The following is an 18,351-nucleotide window of genomic DNA, read 5'->3' as shown; positions in this document are numbered from 1 at the left end:
CCTTTGAATAAATAGGGTTTTCTGGCGAGTTTTCAAGCCTTCTCGAGGCCGATTTAGGGCGCTGCAAAAAAGCGATTCGAGGGGCGTTTTGGGGCTTCGAAAGGCGTGGTTTTGCGGGCGGTAGGAGGGGCCGGGGCGCCTGGAAAAGGCTGGTCCGGGTCTTTGGTCCCGTGAGATTCAAAGCTCGCCGAAGCCTCAGAAGCCTTCAATACAACTGCAGCGGTGGCCAGGCGTCTCCGTCGCGCCCGACCGTGAGCTCCCAGGCATCGCCGGCGGCAATGGTGAGGACATTCGTGGTGGCGGAGCGGTCCGGCACGCGCAGTTCGTAGGAATATCTGCCGGGCGCCAGATCCAGTGAGACCGCGTGGGCGCCGGCGGTACGCCTGACGGTCCGCGCGTCGATCGTGAGCACGGCGTCCGTCCCGCTGATATTGCTGAACACCAGTTTCGCCTGGTCGGGCTCGGGCAGGACGTTCGCCCGGGTCGCCGCCTCGGCGTTCTTCTGCACGAGATGAACCGAGGTGCTGCCGCCCTTGCGGGCGAGCTCCAGTGCGGCGGGCCCGAGCGGGGAGGCGAAGGCGAGCTGGGCGTGGTCGGCTGCGATCACCGCGCCATCGGGCTTCTGCTGCCAGCCGAGCTTTCCGAGCTCGGTGCGATAGAAGGTGAGGACGTCGCCGAGCTCTGCAGGCACGGTGGTTTCGAGCCTGGTGCGGAGCGGGGCTTCGATGCCGGGCATCACGGTGGTGTGGGTGCCGCGATAGAGGTAGCGGGTTGGCGCAGGCAGTCTGGCCGCGGGATCCGGCGTGAGCGCGGCCGAGAACAGCGGCGGCAGATTGGAGACCAGGGCGCCGGCACTTGCCGCGAGCAGGCAGCTTGCGAGAAGCGCAAGGCCACACGCAAACAGCTGCCATCGTGCCGGAGCTTGCGCCCCATGCCTCAGCGTCGTCATGCCAATGCTCCAAGGATATCGCGTGTCCAAGATAGTCGCGCGATGGCCGCGTGTTACGGCCTCAAGCAGCTAGTCGCTGACGGAAACGAGCGGGTTCAATGCCGCTTCTACGTTCGGGCCGAGACTCGTCCGCTCTCGACGTCAAACACTTCGCCACCTGCGCCAATCTCGGCGAAGGCCGCCGGGTCCGCGCCGGTCAGCCAGACCTGCGCGCCGAGCTTCTTCAGCTCGTCGAACAGCGCGGCGCGCCTGCTCGGATCAAGATGCGCCACGACCTCGTCGAGCAGCAGCAGCGGCACGATGCCGGTCATCTCGGCAACGAGGCTCGCATGCGCCAGCACGAGGCCGATCAGCAGCGCCTTCTGCTCGCCGGTCGAGGCGTCGCGCGCCGGCATGCTCTTCGGTGCATAGATCACCTGGAGGTCGGTGAGATGCGGGCCGTCGGTGGTGCGGCCGGCGATGGCATCGCGGGGACGGTTGTCGCGCAGGATCTGGCGGTAGCGGTCCTCGACCGACGTCGCGGTCTCGCTCAGCAGCGCGTTCTCCATCCAGCCATCGAGCGCGATTTGCGCGGACGGAAACGCGGAAGCCTGCGCGCGCGCGTTGAGCATGCCGGTCAGCCGAGCTGCGGTCTGGCCGCGCGTCGCCGCGACCGCGACCGCAAGCTCCGCGGTCTCGCGCTCGATCGCGTCACACCAATGATCGTCGTAATTGCGGGTCTCGAGCAGCCGGTTGCGCGAGCGCAGGGAGCGCTCCAGCGCGTTGATGCGGCTGGAATGCTCGCTGTCGATGGCGAGCACCAGGCGGTCGAAGAAGCGCCGCCGCTCGGACGCCGCGCCCATGAACAGCCCGTCCATCGCCGGCGTCAGCCACACCATGCGGATGTGGTCGCCGAAGGCTGCCGCCGACCCCACCGGCTCGCGGTCGATGCGGCAGCGCCGGCTCACCGCGTTGTCGGGCCGCGGCGCATCGATGCCGGTGCCGAGCGTCGCCAGCCCCAGCGCGCCCTCGACCTGCGCCGATACCGCCCAGGAGCCGTCGCCCTGGTTGTCGGCGACGTCTTCCAGCGTGGCGCGCCTTAAGCCCCGCCCCGGCGACAGGAACGAGATCGCCTCGATGCAATTGGTCTTGCCCGCCCCGTTCGGCCCGACCAGCGCCACCAGGTCAGCCGCCGTCTCGAGCCCCGCCGCCCGGTAATTACGAAAATGCGTCAGCGTCAGGCGGTGAATGCGGGAGGGAGTCATGAGATCCGTTTTCCGTCATGCCCGGCCTTGTGCCGGGCATCCACGTTCTTGGCTCTGAAGACGTGGATGGCCGGGACGAGCCCGGCCATGACGATGTAGTAACAGGTCTGGATGCCGCTAGGTCTCACACCCGCATCGGCATCAGCACGTACAGCGCGCTCTTGTCGTCGCGGTCTTGCACCAGGGTCGGCGAGCCGGGGTCGGCGAGCTTGAGCGTGGCGACGTCGCCTTCGATCTGGGCGGCGATGTCGAGCAGGTAGCGGGAGTTGAAGCCGATATCGAGGGCGTCGGAGGCGTATTCGACCTCGAGCTCTTCGGTCGCGCTGCCGGAATCCGGATTGGTCACCGACAGCACCAGCTTACCCGGCGACAGCGACAGTTTGACCGCGCGGCCCCGCTCGCTCGAAATCGTCGAGACGCGGTCGACCGCGTTCTCAAAGTCCTTCTTGTCGACGACGAGCTCCTTGTCGTTGCCCTGCGGAATGACGCGGCCGTAATCGGGGAAGGTGCCGTCGATCAGTTTCGAGGTCAGCACGACGTTGCCGATCGTAAAGCGGATTTTTGCCTGCGACAGCTCGATCGTCATCTCGGCGTCGGTGTCCTCGATCAGGCGCTGCACCTCGCCGACCGTCTTGCGCGGCACGATCACGCCGGGCATGCCCTCGGCGCCCTTGGGCTGCACCAAATCGAGCTGGGCGAGGCGGTGGCCGTCGGTGGCGACGCCGCGCAGGGTCGCGGCCTTGGCCGTGCCGGCCGCGTGCAGATAGATGCCGTTGAGGTAATAGCGCGTCTCTTCGGTGGAGATCGCGAACTGGGTGCGGTCGATCAGCCGCTTGACGTCCTTGGCGGCGAGCGAGAAGGAATGCGACATGTCGCCGGCGGCCAGATCCGGGAAGTCGTTCTCGGGGAGCGTCTGCAGGGTGAAGCGCGAGCGGCCGGCGCGGATCGCCAGTACGGCGCGGTCGCCATCCGCCTCCAGCACGATCTGCGAGCCATCCGGCAGCTTGCGCACGATGTCGTAGAACATGTGCGCCGGCACCGTGGTGGAGCCCGCGGTCGCGGTTTCCGCGGGCAGCGTTTCCGTCACCTCGAGGTCGAGGTCGGTCGCCTTCAGCGACAGTTTGGCGTTCTCGGCCCGGACCAGCACGTTGCCGAGGATCGGAATCGTGTTGCGGCGCTCGACGACGCGGTGGACATGGCCCAGCGACTTCAGGAGTTGCGCGCGTTCGACCGTAACCTTCATTGCACTACTCGCCCGATCCCCAAGGAAACACAACGTTGAGAACGCCGGGCGGCGGGACGCGCGCCACGGCACCGAAGACCCCGGAAAGCCGGATCATCCAGCCGATATGACCAAAGCTGTCAGGGTCGCGCAAGGTGGCTTGGATGGCCCCCGGTTTCAAGAGATCGGAGGCAGTTCCCCACGATTTACCCGCCCAAAACGAGAGCCGTCGCCCGGGCACAGCTGCGCTCCCTCGCCCCGTTCTTACGGGGCCGGGACGAGCTTCGCTCGCCCTGAGAGGGGTGGGGTGAGGGGCCTCTCTCCGCGGGTGAGGCGGTCGTTGGATCTGTACCCCCTCACCGGAATCCGCGCTGCGCGCGCATTCCGACCTCTCAAGCGGGGAGAGGTGAAAACGGATAGGCGTTTATTCCTGAAGCTGGCGCTTCAGCGACTCCACTTCCTCCGACAGCGCATTGTCCTTGGAGACCAGGGCCTCGATCTTGCGCACGGCGTGCAGCACCGTGGTGTGGTCGCGTCCGCCGAAGCGGCGGCCGATCTCGGGGAGCGAGCGCAGGGTCAGGGTCTTGGCGAGATACATCGCGACCTGGCGCGGGCGCACCACGTTGGCGGTGCGGCGCGAGGAGAGCAGGTCGGAGCGGCTGACATTATACTGCCGGGCCACCACGCGCTGGATGTCCTCGATCTTGATCCGCTTCGGCTCCTGCGGCCGCACCAGGTCACGCACCTCGTGCTCCGCCATCTCCAGCGTCACCGGCCGGTTGTTGAGTTTCGAGTGAGCGAGCAGACGGTTGATCGCGCCTTCGAGGTCGCGGCCGTTATGGGTGATGGTGCGCGCCAGATAATGCAGCACCTCCTCCGGCACCTCGAACGTCGCGTGATGGGCGCGGGCGGCCGCGACGCGCGACTTGAGGATGCCGTGGCGCAGCTCCTCGCCGAGCGAGCCCATCTCGACAACGAGGCCGCCGGCAAGCCGCGAGCGCACGCGGTCGTCGAGGCTTTCGAGATCGGACGGCGGACGGTCGGCCGCGATCACGACCTGGCGGCCGGCGTCGATCAGCGCGTTCAGCGTGTGGCAGAACTCGGCCTGGGTCGACTTGCCCTGCAGGAATTGGAGGTCGTCGATCACGAGCACGTCGATGCCGCGCAGCGCCTCCTTGAAGGCCAGCGCCGTCTGCGTCTTCAGCGCGGCGACGAAGCCGTACATGAACTTTTCCGCAGTCAGGTACAGCACCTTGCGCTCATTGCCGGAATTGCCGGCCCAGGTCACCGCCTGCAGCAGATGCGTCTTGCCGAGCCCGACGCCGGCATGGATGTAGAGCGGGTTGAACATCACGGGGTCGCCGCGGCGGCCTTCCGCGACCTGACGCGCAGCCGCATGCGCCAGCGTGTTGGAGCGGCCGACGACGAAGCTCGCGAAGGTCAGGCGCGGATCGAGCGGCGAGCCGCCGAGCGCGTCATGATTGGCCGAGACCGGCGCCGTCGCGGTCGAGCGCAGCTCCGGCGTCGGCATACGTCGCGTCTCGACCGGCACTGGTGCTTCCTTCGGCTGCGCCACCGGGCGCACCGCGGAGCGGACGGTGAGATCGATGCGATGCACTTCCGGCATCTCGGCCTGCCAGCACGACAGCACGCGCTCGGCATAATGGGCCTGGATCCAGCTCTTCAGGAAGCGCGTCGGCACCGAGAGCCGCACGCTCTCGTCCTGCACGCCTTCCAGATCCATGCGTGCAAACCAGCTCGTGTAAACGTCCTCGCCAACGCTCGAGCGCAGCCGACCCTTCACGCGTGACCAGCGATCCTGTTCCATTGTCATCGTCAGAAAACTTCTCTTGAGAGATTTAGTTGCGTGGTGAGCGCCATGAAGAGTTCCTGCTGTCAGGGTTTCTGTCATGGTGCGACCTCAGAGCGAGTCCATCGTCAGGCATAGCTCGGCCGCTCGGCGAGAACGCCGCGTCCGGTCAGCGATGTCAGAGATGGAGGGTTCGCGAGGTCAGCGCGTACTCGGCGCTCCGTCACACGCGGGGGGCTGGAGGTCGGACTGATCTAAACCGGCATCGTTCGAATTGGAGACGTGCTTCAATACCGCGTTGAGTCCGTAAGACATGATACCTCCCCGTCCTGCCGTGATTACTCACGACAAGGTCCTGCGTGTCCAAAAGACAGCCGCGGCTTACGATGTCGCGGATGCCTGCCCGTGTACTAATCGTCCGTTCGACTTCGCCGCCTTGCGTGCCGGGGTAGCTTTGCGATGTCCCTCATATGCGCTTGGCACGAGGCGGGAAGATCCCGCTTGGAGACATTCAGACAAACAGCTACCATTCCCATATTGCTATGGGTTGTGAACCGACATCGCTTGTTGAAGCGTCGCCTACGTGCACACCGCCGCCGATTTGCACGCTCGCCCCGTTTCCTAAACCGCGCTGGTCTGAAGATCGTGGGCGCCGCTGACGACCTAAGGAATACACTAAGCGGAAAGACTCGCAACGGAATTGATTCACACTTGAGGCATCAAAAAACTTGACCTCGGTTAACGTCGCGCGCGACTTGTGCACAGGCTTCGGAGCAAGTTTTTGGATTCGTGCACAGAATCGAGAACGCCAGACCTCATGTGACAATTCTCCGCCACCGCCAATTTTTTTTACAATTTCGTCATGCACTCGACGCGCGGGACGAATTTTCCAAATGCTTGCGGTCGCTATGTTGATAAGTGATTAGCGAGACATCGTTTTTTGAGTCTCGTTTCACAGGGTAACTCCCACGCTGCATGCGCTCCTGTGAATCTACGGTGTGTAGAACTTTCGTCGCCTGCGGATTCAATTCGGGCCCGCAGCACAGCACTTTTCGCAATGCAGTGAAAGTTTCCGCTGTTGCAACTCAGCGGCAGGTAGAACTACGGAACGAAGAATAGCGCAGGCGATGCGAACCTTCCAATCGAAGATCGATCGTGCGTGTCGCCTTTCCGTGAATATGACAGGCAACAAAAAAGCCCGGCGCGATGCCGGGCTGTTTGACGCGTGCGATGTTCGATCGATCAGTCGACCGATCGATCCGCCCTGACTTGCCGAGCTTACTTGGCGAGCTTGGCGATCTGCGCGGTGAGGCGCGAGACTTTGCGACTGGCGTTGTTCTTGTGAATGATGTTGCGCTGCGCGGCACGCATCAACGCGGGCTCGGCATTCGCCAGCGCCTTCACGGCTGCGGCGCGATCGCCGGTGGCGATGGCTTCCTCGACGGTCCGCACGACACCGCGCATCTGGGTGCGGCGCGACTTGTTGACGGCGGTGCGGCGGGCGATCTTGCGCGTCGCTTTCTTGGCGGAAGTGGTATTGGCCATGGTCTCAATATCCTTTGCGGGTACCGGTCGCGTCTTGGTCGGGTAGCGCCGGCTTGCTTGACCGCGTAATCGACGCTCGGATTTAGGGTGTTCGGTTGCTGGGCCGTCCCGGGAACATGAGGCCTCATAGAGCTCTAAGCTCAAGGAGCCTGCAACTGCTCAAAGAACAGCGGCGGCAGGATTGCGCCCGCCGCCAGTTGGCGCCCTTATAGAGAGGGTCTTCGGCACCGTCAACGCTTTCTGGGCCGGAAAAGCGGCCTCAGGGCGCTCCAGGGGGCGCCGTAACGCCCTGAAGAGGTTGAATTTCTGCCGTCGCCCGGCTATTGGCTGGCGGCGTTATATCGGGTCCTCCGATCGGGCGACCATATAAGGTGAGGCATGATCCGCGGCTTTTTCCGACTGATTGGGCTGTTGCTGCTCGCCGGCGGGTTCATCTTCATGGTCTATGACGGCGCCCGCTGGGTGGCCGACCAGACCCTGAAGTTCACCCGGTTCGGCCAGTTCTGGAACGACATCAATCAGGCCAGCCAGTCGGCCTTCCGCACCTGGGTCGAGGCCAAGGCGCCCTGGCTCTGGACCTCCGTGATCCGCCTGCTGCTGGATCAGCCGGTCTTCGCCGTCCTCGGCATTCTCGGCATCCTGCTGATGATCCTGTTCCGGCCGCGGAAACCGCTAATCGGCTATTCCCGGGATTGATCCTCAATTCCCGCCGGGATTGAGCGCTGCGCGGCGCGCGGCGTAACAACTCTGCCCACGCTCACGTAGATCGCTATATTCCCACCTGATCGCGAGCACGCCGCCTCGAGCATCTGGCTCAGGCGACGGACGGCTCGTTTCGGAGACCCATCATGCTGTTCATGCGCAAGACCACCGCATTGCCGAGCGCAGCTGACGCGCTGCCCGGCCGTGCGCAGGCCATTCCGACCGCGACCACCCATTTCGTCAACGGCAGCAGGCTCAAGCCGCCTTATCCCGCCGGCCTCGAGCAAGCGGTGTTCGGGCTCGGCTGCTTCTGGGGCGCCGAACGGAAATTCTGGGAGCTCGGCGATGGCATTTACACCACCGCTGTCGGCTATGCCGGCGGCCACACGCCGAACCCGACCTATGAAGAGACCTGTTCGGGCCGCACCGGCCACACCGAAGTGGTGCTGGTCGTGTTCGATCCGAACAAGATCTCTTACCAGGCGCTCTTGAAGACGTTCTGGGAGAGTCACAACCCGACGCAGGGCATGCGCCAGGGCAACGACGTCGGCACGCAGTACCGAAGTGCGATCTACACCTCTTCCGATGCGCAGAAGAAGGCGGCTGACGAGTCGAAGGCGCTCTATCAGAAGGCACTCGCAGCAAAAGGTCTCGGTGCCATCACCACCGAGATCGCGCCATCAGGCGAATTCTATTTCGCCGAGGATTACCATCAGCAATATCTGGCGAAGAATCCCGCCGGCTATTGCGGCTTAGGGGGCACCGGCGTGTCCTGCCCGATCGGAGTGGGCGTGAGCGCGTAAGCTAGCCGCGAACTCGATGCACCTCTCCCGCTTGCGGGAGAAGTCGCATTGCATCGCAGATGCGGGTGAGGGCTCTTTCCTCTAGGAGACTGTCCCATCGTGGAGAGACCCTCTCCCCAGCCCTCCCTCCGCAAGCGGGAGAGGGAGCGTACCGCGCGCATGGCGGGCATCGTCGGGTCATCGCTCCCCGCAAACGCTTTATTAACCATAACCGGTGCATCACTGGAACTGTCTCGTTTCGAGGGATGGGTCCGGTGCCAGTTGCACGCGCGTTTCGATCGTCGATCACGGCAGTGGCCTTGGCAGCGTCCGCCGCGCTGACCCTTGGCGGCTGCATGCAGACCGCCGGTCCCGTCGCGGTGATGCCAGCTCGCGCCGATCTCGACTCGATGGCCTATGGCCAGCCTTATGGCGCTCCGCAGCCGGTCGTCGTTGCCAACAATGGCGGCGGTGCCATCGCGGCGCTCAGCAATTCCTTTGCCGCTTCGCCCGCACCCATGCCGGTCGGCTACGCCGCGCCGATGGCGGGGCCGGTGCGCTACGACGCCTCCTACCATCTCGACGCCGGCGACAAGCTCCGCGTCGTGGTCTACGGCCAGGAAGGCCTCACCAACAGCTACGCCATCGATGCCGGCGGCTCCATCACCATGCCCCTGATCGGCGCGGTGCCGGCACGCGGCCGCACCACCGCCGGCCTTGCCGGCGAGATCGCCGCGCGCCTGCGCAACGGCTATATCCGCGAACCCTCGGTCGCGGTCGAGATCGAATCCTATCGCCCGTTCTTCATTCTCGGCGAAGTCACCGCGCCGGGCCAATATCCCTATGTGCCGAACATGACGGTCGAAAGCGCGGTCGCGATCGCCGGCGGCTTCTCGCCCCGCGCCAAGCGCGACGTGGTCACCGTCACGCATACCGAGCAAGGCGGCTCCATGCGCGCCGTGGTGCCGCTCGGCACCCCCTTGAATCCTGGCGACACCGTGTTCGTCGGCGAGCGCTGGTTCTAGCTCACCGCCTGAAATCCAGCCGCCCGTTCGGAAAACATCCGTCGATCCTGTCAGCGTCGACCACGCGCCCGACCCACGGCCTGGTGATCGCCGGCGTGGTCAAATTGATGTATTTCCCGACTAGGCGCTCCGCGCCGTCGCGCGCGGCATCGATCAGCCCGTGCCGGTGGCCATGGTCCCAGTCGAAGCGCAGATAGATCCGGCTCCCCGCGATGCGGATGTCCGCGCGCCCCTGTTTCCACTTGTCCGGCGTGTCGCCGGCAATGGTCGGATCGGCGCCGCCATTCCAGCGGCTCGCCCAGAGACCCTCGATCGGATCGGATGGCGCTGCGATCGATGCCCATGCCGCCGCATTGCGGTCCGCCGCATCGCCGGGCAGCGTGGCCGTCGCGGCATAGTCCATCACTTCGGAATCATCGGGCGAGGGGACATCCATGGTTCCAAACGGATTGCGGATGACGAGGTGCGTGATGGCTCGCTGCATGGCGATCTCCGGCGTGAGTTGGCTTGACTGGCCAGCTCTATCGCCGCGCACCACGCTGCGCCCACCCGATTTCCGCTCTGAGGGAGGAGAGAGAGGCGGGCGCTACTTCTTCAAATGCGTCGCGAAGAATTCCATGCTGCGCGGCCAGGCGATGTCGGCGCTGGTCTTGTCGTAGCTCGCCCGCTCGTCGCAATGGAAGCCGTGCTGGGCGCCAGGATAGACGAAGACCTCCACGTCCGGCCGCTTCGCCTTGACGGTCTCGACGTCGCTTAGGGGAATGCCTTGGTCCTTCTCGCCGAAATGCAATTGCGTCGGCACCTTCGGCGTCTCGTCGGCAAAGCGCACGACGGCGCCGCCGTAATAACCGATCGCGGCCTTCAGGCCGGTCAAGCGCGTCGCCGCGACAAAGGCGATGCTGCCGCCAAGACAGAAGCCGATGATGCCCACGGGCCCGACGCTTCTGGCGGCATCGATTGCCGCTTGCGTATCGCGCAGCATCGCGGCCCAATCGGGATTGGCGACGAACTTGCGCGCTTCGGCGATCTCGTCGGGCGAATAGCCCGACTGGAAGTTCGGCGCGGTGCGGTCGAAGATCGATGGCGCGATCGCGACATAGCCTTCGCCAGCGAGGCGATCGCAGACCGAGCGGATGTGATGATTGACGCCAAAGATCTCCTGGATCACCACCACCGCGCCCTTCGGCGCGCCTGCAGGGTCAGCGCGATAGGCGCCGAGCTGGAAATTGTCCGACGCCCTCAGTTTGATGTCTTGTCCCACGCGGGTTGTCCTTCTCTTTTGTAACGTAATTCACTCTCTCCCCTCATCCTGAGGAACGCGCCCTTCGCGCGTCTCGAAGGATGCAAGGCCGAGATGCGAGGGCCGGGCCTGCATGGTTCGAGACGCGGCTACGCCGCTCCTCACCATGAGGGGATAGATTCACTCCCACATCCAGTTCTCGCCGTAATCTTCCTTCCATCCCGCCAGCCGGCCATGGCGGAATTGCAGGAACAGGCGGTGACGGTGGGGGATCAAGCCGCTGCCGCCGATGTCGCGCAGCGCGAGGTAGATCTCGTTGCCGGGACGTCCGCGCACATATTGTAGCGGCTGTCCGAGCGCGCGGGCGGTCTGTTCGGCATCCATGCCGAAGGCGAGCGGAATGTTGTTGGACGAGGTCGCGACGAAGGGCCGGCGCGGCGGCACCGCGCCGAACGGCTCGGCCTGCGCCGCCGCCGACGATAGCGCGGCGATTGCGCCCGCCGCGAAGATCGCTCGCATCATGGTCGACGTCCCCATTGCCTGAGCCTATGCCGGCAAGTTCTTCAGGAAAGGCTCGACGGCGTCAACAAAAGCCTTGGGCTGATCGATGTTGACGGCGTGACCGGCGGCGGGGATCACGACCTTTTGTGCGCCGGGGATTTTTGCCGCCATGTAATCGGACGCGGCCAGGAACGGCGTGTCGTCGGCGCCGACCACGATCAGCGAGGGCACCTTGATGTCGGGCAGCAGCTCGATCACGCGGGCATCGCGCTGGGTCAGCATGCCGCGTGCTGCGAGCGCCAGTCCCTGGGCGTTGCGGTGACTGGCTGAGGCGCGCTCACGCGTTGCCGATTTCAGGACGTCGAGGCCTTCGCGATCGAGCCTGTCGGCGGTGGCGAACGCCCGTGCATTCCAGGCCTCGCGCGCGTCGTCCTTCTTGAAGCCGGGGCCGGTGTCGATGATCAGCAGCGCGCGGGTGCGCTCGGGATGCGCGCGATAAAAGGCGAGCGACATGTAACCGCCGAGCGACAATCCGCCGATGATCGCGCGCTTGGCGCCGACGGCATCGAGGATCGCGGCCATGTCGCCCACCGTGAGCGCTTCGCTGTAAGCCCTGGGATCATCGGGGTAGTCGGACTGGCCGTGGCCACGCATGTCCCACAAGACGAGCTTGTGCTCCTTGGCGAGCGCATCGACCTGCCCATGCCACATCGCCGACGTCGATGAGTAGCCATGCGTGAGCAGCAGAGGCGGCCCCTCGCCGTGAACCTCGTAGTAGATATTGACGCCGTCCCGATTGATCTCAGGCATTTCGCCCACCCTTGTTGTTTGTTGCTGTTGTTTCCTCACGCATCCTAGCCTGCTGGGTTACTCGGAGGAAACCGCCGGAGTCGCCGAGGCACGCATGCCTGACGCACGCGCTGTTGTGTCCAGTAGCTGCGTCGGCGTCATTGGCGCGGCCCACAACGCGCGGGTGCGGAGACCGTTTCTTCTATTCGTTCCAAATTGCATTTGCCACGGCAACCGAACGCGATCATTCTCGCCGCCAAGGTTGGCGCCAGCCCGGTGGGCGTCCGCCATTCAAGTTGCCGCCGTAAGCGGCTTCATGCACCGGCAGGGGAAGACGCCTATGCCAACTCTCACCATCAACGGGCGGAGTCTGTCCGTGGATGCGGCGAACGACACGCCGCTCCTCTGGGCGATCCGCGAGCAATTGCAGATGACCGGCACCAAGTTCGGCTGCGGTGCCGGGTTGTGCGGGGCCTGCACCGTGCACGTCAACGGCGAAGCCGTGCGCTCGTGCCAGACCATGGTCGGCGACGTCGCCGGCAAGAAGATCACCACCATCGAAGGCCTCTCCGCCAAGGGCGATCATCCCTTGCAGAAGGCATGGATCGCCGAGCAGGTGCCGCAATGCGGCTATTGCCAGTCCGGGCAGATCATGCAGGCAGCCTCGCTGCTCGCGAAGAATCCCAACCCGACCAAGGAAGAGGTCGTCGCGCACATGGACGGCAATCTCTGCCGTTGCATGACCTATTCGCGGATTCAGAAGGCGATCATGCGTGCCGCATCCGAGATGCGCACCGCGTCCACCACCTCCAACGAGCGGAGGCCCACATGAACGAGCATGTGAAGAACGTCACCCCCGAGACGACGGATCTCAGCCGCCGCTCCTTCCTGGTCGGCACCGCCGCGACCGGCCTCGTGCTCGGCTATGCCGGCGTCCCCGGCATTAATTCCGCGTCGGCCGCGGCGCCCGCCAATTTCGAGCCGAGCGTCTGGTATGCGATCTCTCCGGACGGTCTCGTCACCGTGACCTGCGGCAAGGCCGACATGGGCCAGCACATCGCCTCGACGATGGCGCAGATCGTCTGCGAGGAACTCGGCGCGAAGTGGAGCGACATGCGCGTGCAACTCGCCCCCAACGATCCGAAGTTCAACGATCCGGTCTTGGGCGCGCAGATCACCGGCGGCAGCTGGTCGACGATGATGAACTTCGAGGCGATGAGCCGGGCCGGTGCGGCCGGTCGCATCGCCTTGACGGAGGCCGCCGCCGCGGCCATGGGCTTGCCGCCCTACTTCAAGGACCAGCTCGTCGTTCGCGACTCCGTGATCTCGCATCCGAAGTCGAAGAAGCAGATGACCTTTGCCGAGATCGTCAAGAGCGGCAAGGCGACGAAGACCTTTACGCCGGACGAATTGAAGGCGATCAAGCTGAAGACGCCGGACCAGTACACCATGATCGGCGTCTCGGTGCCGCAGCTCGACATCCCCTCCAAGACCAACGGCACGGCCAAGTACGGCATCGACGTGATGCTGCCGGGCATGGTCTACGGCAAGGTGGTGACTCCGCCGGTGCGCTTCGGCGCCACGGTGAAATCGGTCGACGACAGTGAAGCCAAGAAAGTGCCCGGCTTCATGAAGGCCGTCATCCTCGACGACAAGACCGGAACCACGTCCGGCTGGGTCGTCGCGGTGGCCAACACCTATGCCAACGCCCGCAAGGCGGCGGACGTGCTGAAGATCGCCTATGACGGTGGTCCGAACGCGAAGCTGTCGAGCCAGTCGCTGCTGGATGAAGCCAAGCGGCTTCAGGGCTTGGAGGATTCCGGCCAGTTCTTCGTCAAGGACGGCGATCCCAACGCGGCGTTCGGCACGGCGGCGAAAGTGGTCGAGGCCGAGTACACCACCAGCATCAACATCCATGCGCCGCTTGAGCCAATGAACGCCACCGCGGAGTTCAAGGGCGACATCCTGCACATCTATTCCGGCAACCAGTTCGCGACGCGCTCCGGCGCCATCGCGGCGGGCGCCGCCGGGATCGATCCGAAATTCGTCGTGATGCACCAGCATTGGCTCGGCGGCGGCTTCGGCCGCAGGCTCGATGCCGACATGATGGTCCCGGCGGTGCAGGCGGTGAAGGCGGTCGGCAAGGCGGTCAAGGTGATCTACTCGCGCGAGAACGACATGACGATGGATTTCTCGCGACCGCTCACCTATCAGAAGGTCAAGGCCGGCGTGGATGGCGACGGCAAGCTCGTCGCGCTCAGCCACGACGTGGTCTCGGCCTGGCCGACCGCGCGCTGGGGGATCCCCGATATGTTATCGCCCGCTGTCGACAAGAAGGGTTCGCTCGATAGTTTCACCGTGAACGGGGCCGACTTCTTCTACACCGTGCCCAACCATTATGTGCGCGCGATCAAGAACGAGCTCGCGCACAATGCCACACCGTCGGGCCAGCTCCGTTCGGTGGCGCCGGGCTGGACCTTCTGGGCGGTCGAAAGCATGATCGACGAGATCGCGGCGGCGGCGGGCAAGGATCCCGCGCAATTCCGCATCTCGCTGCTCGACGGCGCCGGCAAGAACGGTGGCGGCGCGCAGCGGCTGCGCAACACGCTGCTCGCCGCGATGGGGCTCTCCGGTTACGGCACCAAGCAGCTGCCGAAAGGCGAGGGCATGGGGGTTGCCTGCGTCTCGTCGCAGGAACGGGAGTCCGCAAGCTGGACGGCATGCGTCGCCCATGTCGCGGTGGCGCCGTCGGGCGCGGTGACCGTGAAGAAGCTCACGGTCGCGACCGACGTCGGCACGCAAGTGCATCCCGACAACATCCGTGCCCAGGTCGAGGGCGCGGCGCTATGGGGCCTGTCGCTGGCGATGTACGAGAAGGCGACGCTGAAGGACGGTGGCATCGAGCAGACTAATTTCGATAGCTACCGGCCCTTGCGCATGAGCCAGACGCCCGAAGTCGCCGTGATCGCCAATGGCGAGAAGGCCACCGGCGTCGGCGAGCCCGCGGTGACCGTGGTCGCGCCCGCCATCGGCAACGCCATCTTCAACGCCTCAGGTGCCCGCGTCCGGGCGCTGCCGATCACGGCGGAGGCCGTGAAGGCGAGCATGAAGGCGTAAGGCGAGCTTGCGATTGCCGAATGAGATGATCCGCCGGAGGGCAGCCTCCGGCGGATTTGTTTTGGGAGATCGTCTCCACAATCTCGGTGTCATGCTCCGCGGAAGCGGGGTATCCAGTGCGCCGCGGCTTTTCGGTTCCGCGGCGCCTTGGCATACTGGGTCGCCCGGTCAAGCCGGGCGACGACAGCGGAAGGGGGGAGCGAAAGCGTCCCAAATTCCCCTTATCCATCAAGCCCATTCTACGGTGCATGGGGTTGTTTTCACGGTTTTGAAGTTCCCGGCCCCGGAACCGAAAACCCTTAAAATTGCACCGAATTCCGCAGGGTTCCATTGAGCACGCCTCTTAAGGGCCAGAGAACCTGATCCGGCTTAGGCTTGAGGCCAAATCCCAATCCCACGCCTTGGGGAAGCCATGAACGCGCCAGCCAAATCCGCCGCCAAACGCCGGCTTCTGCTCGCCTCCGACCGGAGCGACGAAAGCTCCGAGCTCGCCAGCATCCTGAAGGCAGTCGGCGACGTCTCGACGGTGACGACGCAGGAGATCCCCGACAAGCCCTCGCGCGATCTCTCCGGGCTCGTGGTCGACATCAACCTGCGCTCGCCCGAGAGCGTGCAGCGGGTACGCAACAAGCTGCGCGGCGATGCTTATCGGTCGATGCCGCGGCTGTTCGTGCTTGCGGACGCGCTGCATCACGGCACCATGCAGGCGTGGGCGCTGGGCGCCACCGACACGATTTCGCGGCCGCTCCAGGCCGACGCCATCCTGCAGCGCATTCGCGCCGCCTTCCCGGACACCGCCGCCTATGATGCGACCGACCGCGGCAAGACGCTCAACCGCGGCGTCGAGGCGGCGCATGCGGTGCTGGCGAAGATGTTCGAGAAGCTGCCGCTCGGCGTGCCCTTGACCTTCGACGACGTCATCGCCGCGGAAAGCAAGATCCTGAAGGCGATCAAGCATTCCTCGCTGCGCGAATGGCTCACCACGGTCGGCTGCCACCATGTCGGCAGCTATCGTCACTGCCTGTTCGTCACCGGCTTCGCCGTCGCCTTCGCGCAGCATCTCGGTATGCGCGAGGACGACCAGCGCCGCCTGACCCGTGCCGCGCTGCTGCACGACGTCGGTAAGGCCTTCGTTCCCGCCGCGCTGCTCGACAAGCCCGGCAAGCTCACCGACGAGGAGATGGCCGAGGTCCGCCAGCATCCGCGCCGCGGCTATGATGCGCTCGCCGTCCAAGGCGGCTTCCCGCCGGAGATGCTCGATGTGATCCTGCATCACCACGAATTTCTCGACGGCAGCGGTTATCCGAACGGCCTGTCGTCGAACCAGATCAGCGACATCGTGCGTCTGACGACGATCGTCGACATCTATGCCGCGCTGATCGAGAAGCGCGCCTACCGCATGCCGTTCACGCATTCGCGCGCGTTCGGCATGATGGAAGGCATGGTCGGCAAGCTCGACCAGCAGCTGCTGCAGGCGTTCCGCCCGGTGGCGCTGGGGTCGTTCTAGGCGAGATGCCGTAGGGTGGATTAGCCGAAGGCGTAATCCACCAAACTTCGTTCGGCATTCTCTGAAGCATGGTGGGTTACGCCTTCGGCTAATCCACCCTACGCGCTCACCCCAGCATCCTCCGCAACTCCGCCTTCGCCACCTTCTCCAGCGTCGAGCGCGGCATGTCGTCGACGAGCCTGATCTCGCGTGGCACCTTGAAGTCGGCAAGACCCTTGCGGCAGGCTTCCATCACGCGCTCGTGCAGATCGGGCGCGGCGCCCGCGACGCCGCCCTGCGGGATGATGAAGACAACAGGCACTTCGTCCAGCATCGGGTGCGGCTTCGCCACCACGGCGGCCTCGCGCACGCCTGATACGAGCGCGATCACCTGCTCGATCTCGGAGGCCGCGACGTTCTCGCCGCCGACCTTCAGCATGTCCTTGGCGCGGTCGCCGAACTTGATGAAGCCGTTCTCGAGCCGATCGACACGATCGCCGGTGAGGAAGAAGCCGTGCTCGTCAAAACTCTCGCGCGTGGCCTTCTCATTGTGCAGATATTCGGCGAACAGCGACAGGCCGGGGATGCCCTTGATCGATAGATTGCCGGTGCCGCCGATTTCGGTCGGCCGCCCGTCATCGTCGGTGATGCGGATCTGATACTCGGGAGCGGCGCGGCCGATCGACATCGGGATGTTGGGCTGATCGACTTCGCCGACGATGCCGTGGGTGATGGTCTCGGTCATGCCCCACCAGCCGATCATCTTGATGCCGAAAGCGGCGAACGCGGGCGGCTCGTTGATCGCGGTGCCCCAGAGACGGAATTTGTGATCTCCAGGGATCTCCTGCTCGAGCAGCGCCTTCATGCAGAACGGTATCGTCGAGGTCCAGGTCGCGCCGTGCTCGCGCGCGACGCTCCAGAAGCGGCTGGCGGAGAAGCGCGGCTGAATCACGCAAGTCGCCCCGACCCACAGCGTCGCCAGCATGGAGTAGGCGAGCGCGTTGGTGTGGAACAGTGGCAAGTACGCCTGATGCACGTCGCTCGCATGCAGGTCCTCATGCGCGGCGTTGACCTTGGCGCCCCACAGCGCGTTGGCGTGGGTCCACAGCACGGCCTTGGGGCGTGAGGTCGTGCCTGAAGTGTATTGCACGCTGCATGGCGCCAGCGGATCGGTCGCGCGTTTCGGGCGGTCGACGCCATCGTCGTACAGGGATTCAAAGCTGTCGCCGCGCGAGGTCGCTTGCGCAGGTGCTGCGCCGGCATCATGCGAGGTCACCGCCATCCAGCTTATGTTGCGGCAGTTCTGCGCGATGATTTCCGCATAGGCCGGCTGCGTGATCGCGGCGACCGCGCCACAATGATCGGCAAAATACGCGATCTCGGCCGGCGCCGAGCGGGTGTTGGTGGTGACCGCGATGGCGCCGAGTTCGACACAGGCAAACCAGGCCAGCATCGCCTCGATGCAATTGTCCAGATGAATGAGCACATATTCGCCAGGCCGGACGCCGCGCCGTGCCAGCCCCGCCGCGAGCGCGCCGACCCGCTCGTGAAACGCGCCATAGCTCCAGCGCCGCGCCGGCGCATCGAACGGCGCCCAGATCAGGAACGGATGGTCACGCCGGACCTCGGCGCGCATCTTGAGCAACCAGGGCACGTCGATCCCGTCGAATGGGCCCACGATTCCGGCGGTGGTTTGTTGAAGTGGCATGGCTCCTCCCCGTGCAGCCTGCATCTTGATGGCGGCCGTCTCTTGATGATTGCGTCTTCCTGCCATCGGATGAGGCCGGGAGCAAATCGGGAAGCGCTGGCGCGAAGTGAGGCGTGTTCGGTCTCTCCCCGTCATGGCCGGGCTTGACCCGGCCATCCACGTCTTGGCCATGCAGCACGGAGAACGTGGATGCCCGGGACAAGCCCGGGCATGACGACCGAGTTTGTAGCG

At 64.9% G+C, this 18,351-nt stretch carries 16 protein-coding genes; 6 read left to right on the top strand and 10 right to left on the bottom strand.

Features of this window, described 5'->3' with window-relative positions; genetic code table 11:
* Window positions 1-205: 205 nt before the first annotated feature.
* The 5 genes from XH84_RS19165 to rpsT all read right to left on the bottom strand — a co-directional run bounded on the left by XH84_RS19165 (window position 206) and on the right by rpsT (window position 6,770).
* Window positions 206-949 carry a hypothetical protein gene (locus XH84_RS19165; RefSeq protein WP_128922724.1) on the bottom strand — a complete coding sequence of 248 codons (744 nt, stop codon included), beginning with the start codon at window positions 947-949 and terminating at the stop codon, window positions 206-208.
* Window positions 950-1,056: 107 nt separating this feature from the next.
* Window positions 1,057-2,193 carry a DNA replication/repair protein RecF gene (recF, locus tag XH84_RS19160; protein ID WP_128922725.1) on the bottom strand — a complete coding sequence of 379 codons (1,137 nt, stop codon included), beginning with the start codon at window positions 2,191-2,193 and terminating at the stop codon, window positions 1,057-1,059.
* Window positions 2,194-2,317: 124 nt separating this feature from the next.
* Window positions 2,318-3,436, bottom strand: a complete 1,119-nt coding sequence (dnaN, locus tag XH84_RS19155; protein WP_128922726.1) for a DNA polymerase III subunit beta — start codon at window positions 3,434-3,436, stop codon at window positions 2,318-2,320.
* Window positions 3,437-3,839: 403 nt separating this feature from the next.
* On the bottom strand, window positions 3,840-5,243 hold the full coding sequence (dnaA, locus tag XH84_RS19150) for a chromosomal replication initiator protein DnaA (RefSeq protein ID WP_430641926.1): 1,404 nt from the start codon (window positions 5,241-5,243) through the stop codon (window positions 3,840-3,842).
* 1,260 nt (window positions 5,244-6,503) lie between these two features.
* Window positions 6,504-6,770 carry a 30S ribosomal protein S20 gene (gene rpsT / locus XH84_RS19140; RefSeq protein ID WP_128922728.1) on the bottom strand — a complete coding sequence of 89 codons (267 nt, stop codon included), beginning with the start codon at window positions 6,768-6,770 and terminating at the stop codon, window positions 6,504-6,506.
* A gap of 378 nt (window positions 6,771-7,148) precedes the next feature.
* On the opposite strand from rpsT, the gene XH84_RS19135 reads away from it, so the two are divergent.
* The 3 genes from XH84_RS19135 to XH84_RS19125 all read left to right on the top strand — a co-directional run bounded on the left by XH84_RS19135 (window position 7,149) and on the right by XH84_RS19125 (window position 9,279).
* A complete protein-coding gene (locus XH84_RS19135; protein WP_028139549.1) occupies window positions 7,149-7,466 on the top strand; it encodes a hypothetical protein in 318 nt (105 codons plus the stop codon).
* 152 nt (window positions 7,467-7,618) lie between these two features.
* Window positions 7,619-8,275, top strand: a complete 657-nt coding sequence (msrA, locus tag XH84_RS19130; protein WP_128922729.1) for a peptide-methionine (S)-S-oxide reductase MsrA — start codon at window positions 7,619-7,621, stop codon at window positions 8,273-8,275.
* A 254-nt stretch (window positions 8,276-8,529) separates the two neighbouring features.
* Window positions 8,530-9,279, top strand: a complete 750-nt coding sequence (locus XH84_RS19125) for a polysaccharide biosynthesis/export family protein (RefSeq protein WP_128922730.1) — start codon at window positions 8,530-8,532, stop codon at window positions 9,277-9,279.
* 1 nt (window position 9,280) lies between these two features.
* Here XH84_RS19125 and XH84_RS19120 read toward each other — a convergent pair whose 3' ends face one another.
* The 4 genes from XH84_RS19120 to XH84_RS19105 all read right to left on the bottom strand — a co-directional run bounded on the left by XH84_RS19120 (window position 9,281) and on the right by XH84_RS19105 (window position 11,830).
* A complete protein-coding gene (locus tag XH84_RS19120; RefSeq protein WP_128922731.1) occupies window positions 9,281-9,763 on the bottom strand; it encodes a hypothetical protein in 483 nt (160 codons plus the stop codon).
* Window positions 9,764-9,865: 102 nt separating this feature from the next.
* Window positions 9,866-10,540, bottom strand: a complete 675-nt coding sequence (locus tag XH84_RS19115) for a dienelactone hydrolase family protein (RefSeq protein ID WP_128922732.1) — start codon at window positions 10,538-10,540, stop codon at window positions 9,866-9,868.
* A gap of 159 nt (window positions 10,541-10,699) precedes the next feature.
* Complete coding sequence (locus XH84_RS19110) at window positions 10,700-11,041, bottom strand: hypothetical protein (RefSeq protein ID WP_128922733.1); 342 nt, start codon at window positions 11,039-11,041, stop codon at window positions 10,700-10,702.
* Between the two features lie 24 nt (window positions 11,042-11,065).
* Window positions 11,066-11,830, bottom strand: a complete 765-nt coding sequence (locus XH84_RS19105) for an alpha/beta fold hydrolase (protein ID WP_128922734.1) — start codon at window positions 11,828-11,830, stop codon at window positions 11,066-11,068.
* Window positions 11,831-12,149: 319 nt separating this feature from the next.
* Between XH84_RS19105 and XH84_RS19100 the strand changes: the two genes are divergently transcribed.
* From XH84_RS19100 to XH84_RS19090, 3 genes are all read left to right on the top strand, one after another.
* Window positions 12,150-12,641: a (2Fe-2S)-binding protein gene (locus XH84_RS19100; protein ID WP_128922735.1), complete on the top strand. Its 492-nt coding sequence runs from the start codon at window positions 12,150-12,152 to the stop codon at window positions 12,639-12,641.
* The gene (locus XH84_RS19095) at window positions 12,638-14,926 is read left to right on the top strand and encodes a xanthine dehydrogenase family protein molybdopterin-binding subunit (RefSeq protein WP_128922736.1); all 2,289 of its coding nucleotides are present in this window, start codon (window positions 12,638-12,640) and stop codon (window positions 14,924-14,926) included. The genes XH84_RS19100 and XH84_RS19095 overlap by 4 nt, the downstream gene beginning before the upstream one ends.
* 412 nt (window positions 14,927-15,338) lie before the next feature.
* The gene (locus tag XH84_RS19090) at window positions 15,339-16,433 is read left to right on the top strand and encodes an HD-GYP domain-containing protein (RefSeq protein WP_128922737.1); all 1,095 of its coding nucleotides are present in this window, start codon (window positions 15,339-15,341) and stop codon (window positions 16,431-16,433) included.
* A 106-nt stretch (window positions 16,434-16,539) separates the two neighbouring features.
* Here XH84_RS19090 and XH84_RS19085 read toward each other — a convergent pair whose 3' ends face one another.
* Window positions 16,540-18,120: an AMP-binding protein gene (locus tag XH84_RS19085; protein ID WP_128922738.1), complete on the bottom strand. Its 1,581-nt coding sequence runs from the start codon at window positions 18,118-18,120 to the stop codon at window positions 16,540-16,542.
* Window positions 18,121-18,351 lie beyond the last annotated feature (231 nt).

Origin of the sequence: Bradyrhizobium nanningense (genome assembly GCF_004114535.1) — a bacterium.
GTDB classification, from domain to species: Bacteria; Pseudomonadota; Alphaproteobacteria; order Rhizobiales; family Xanthobacteraceae; genus Bradyrhizobium; species Bradyrhizobium nanningense.
This window is presented reverse-complemented; position numbering and strand designations above follow the sequence as displayed.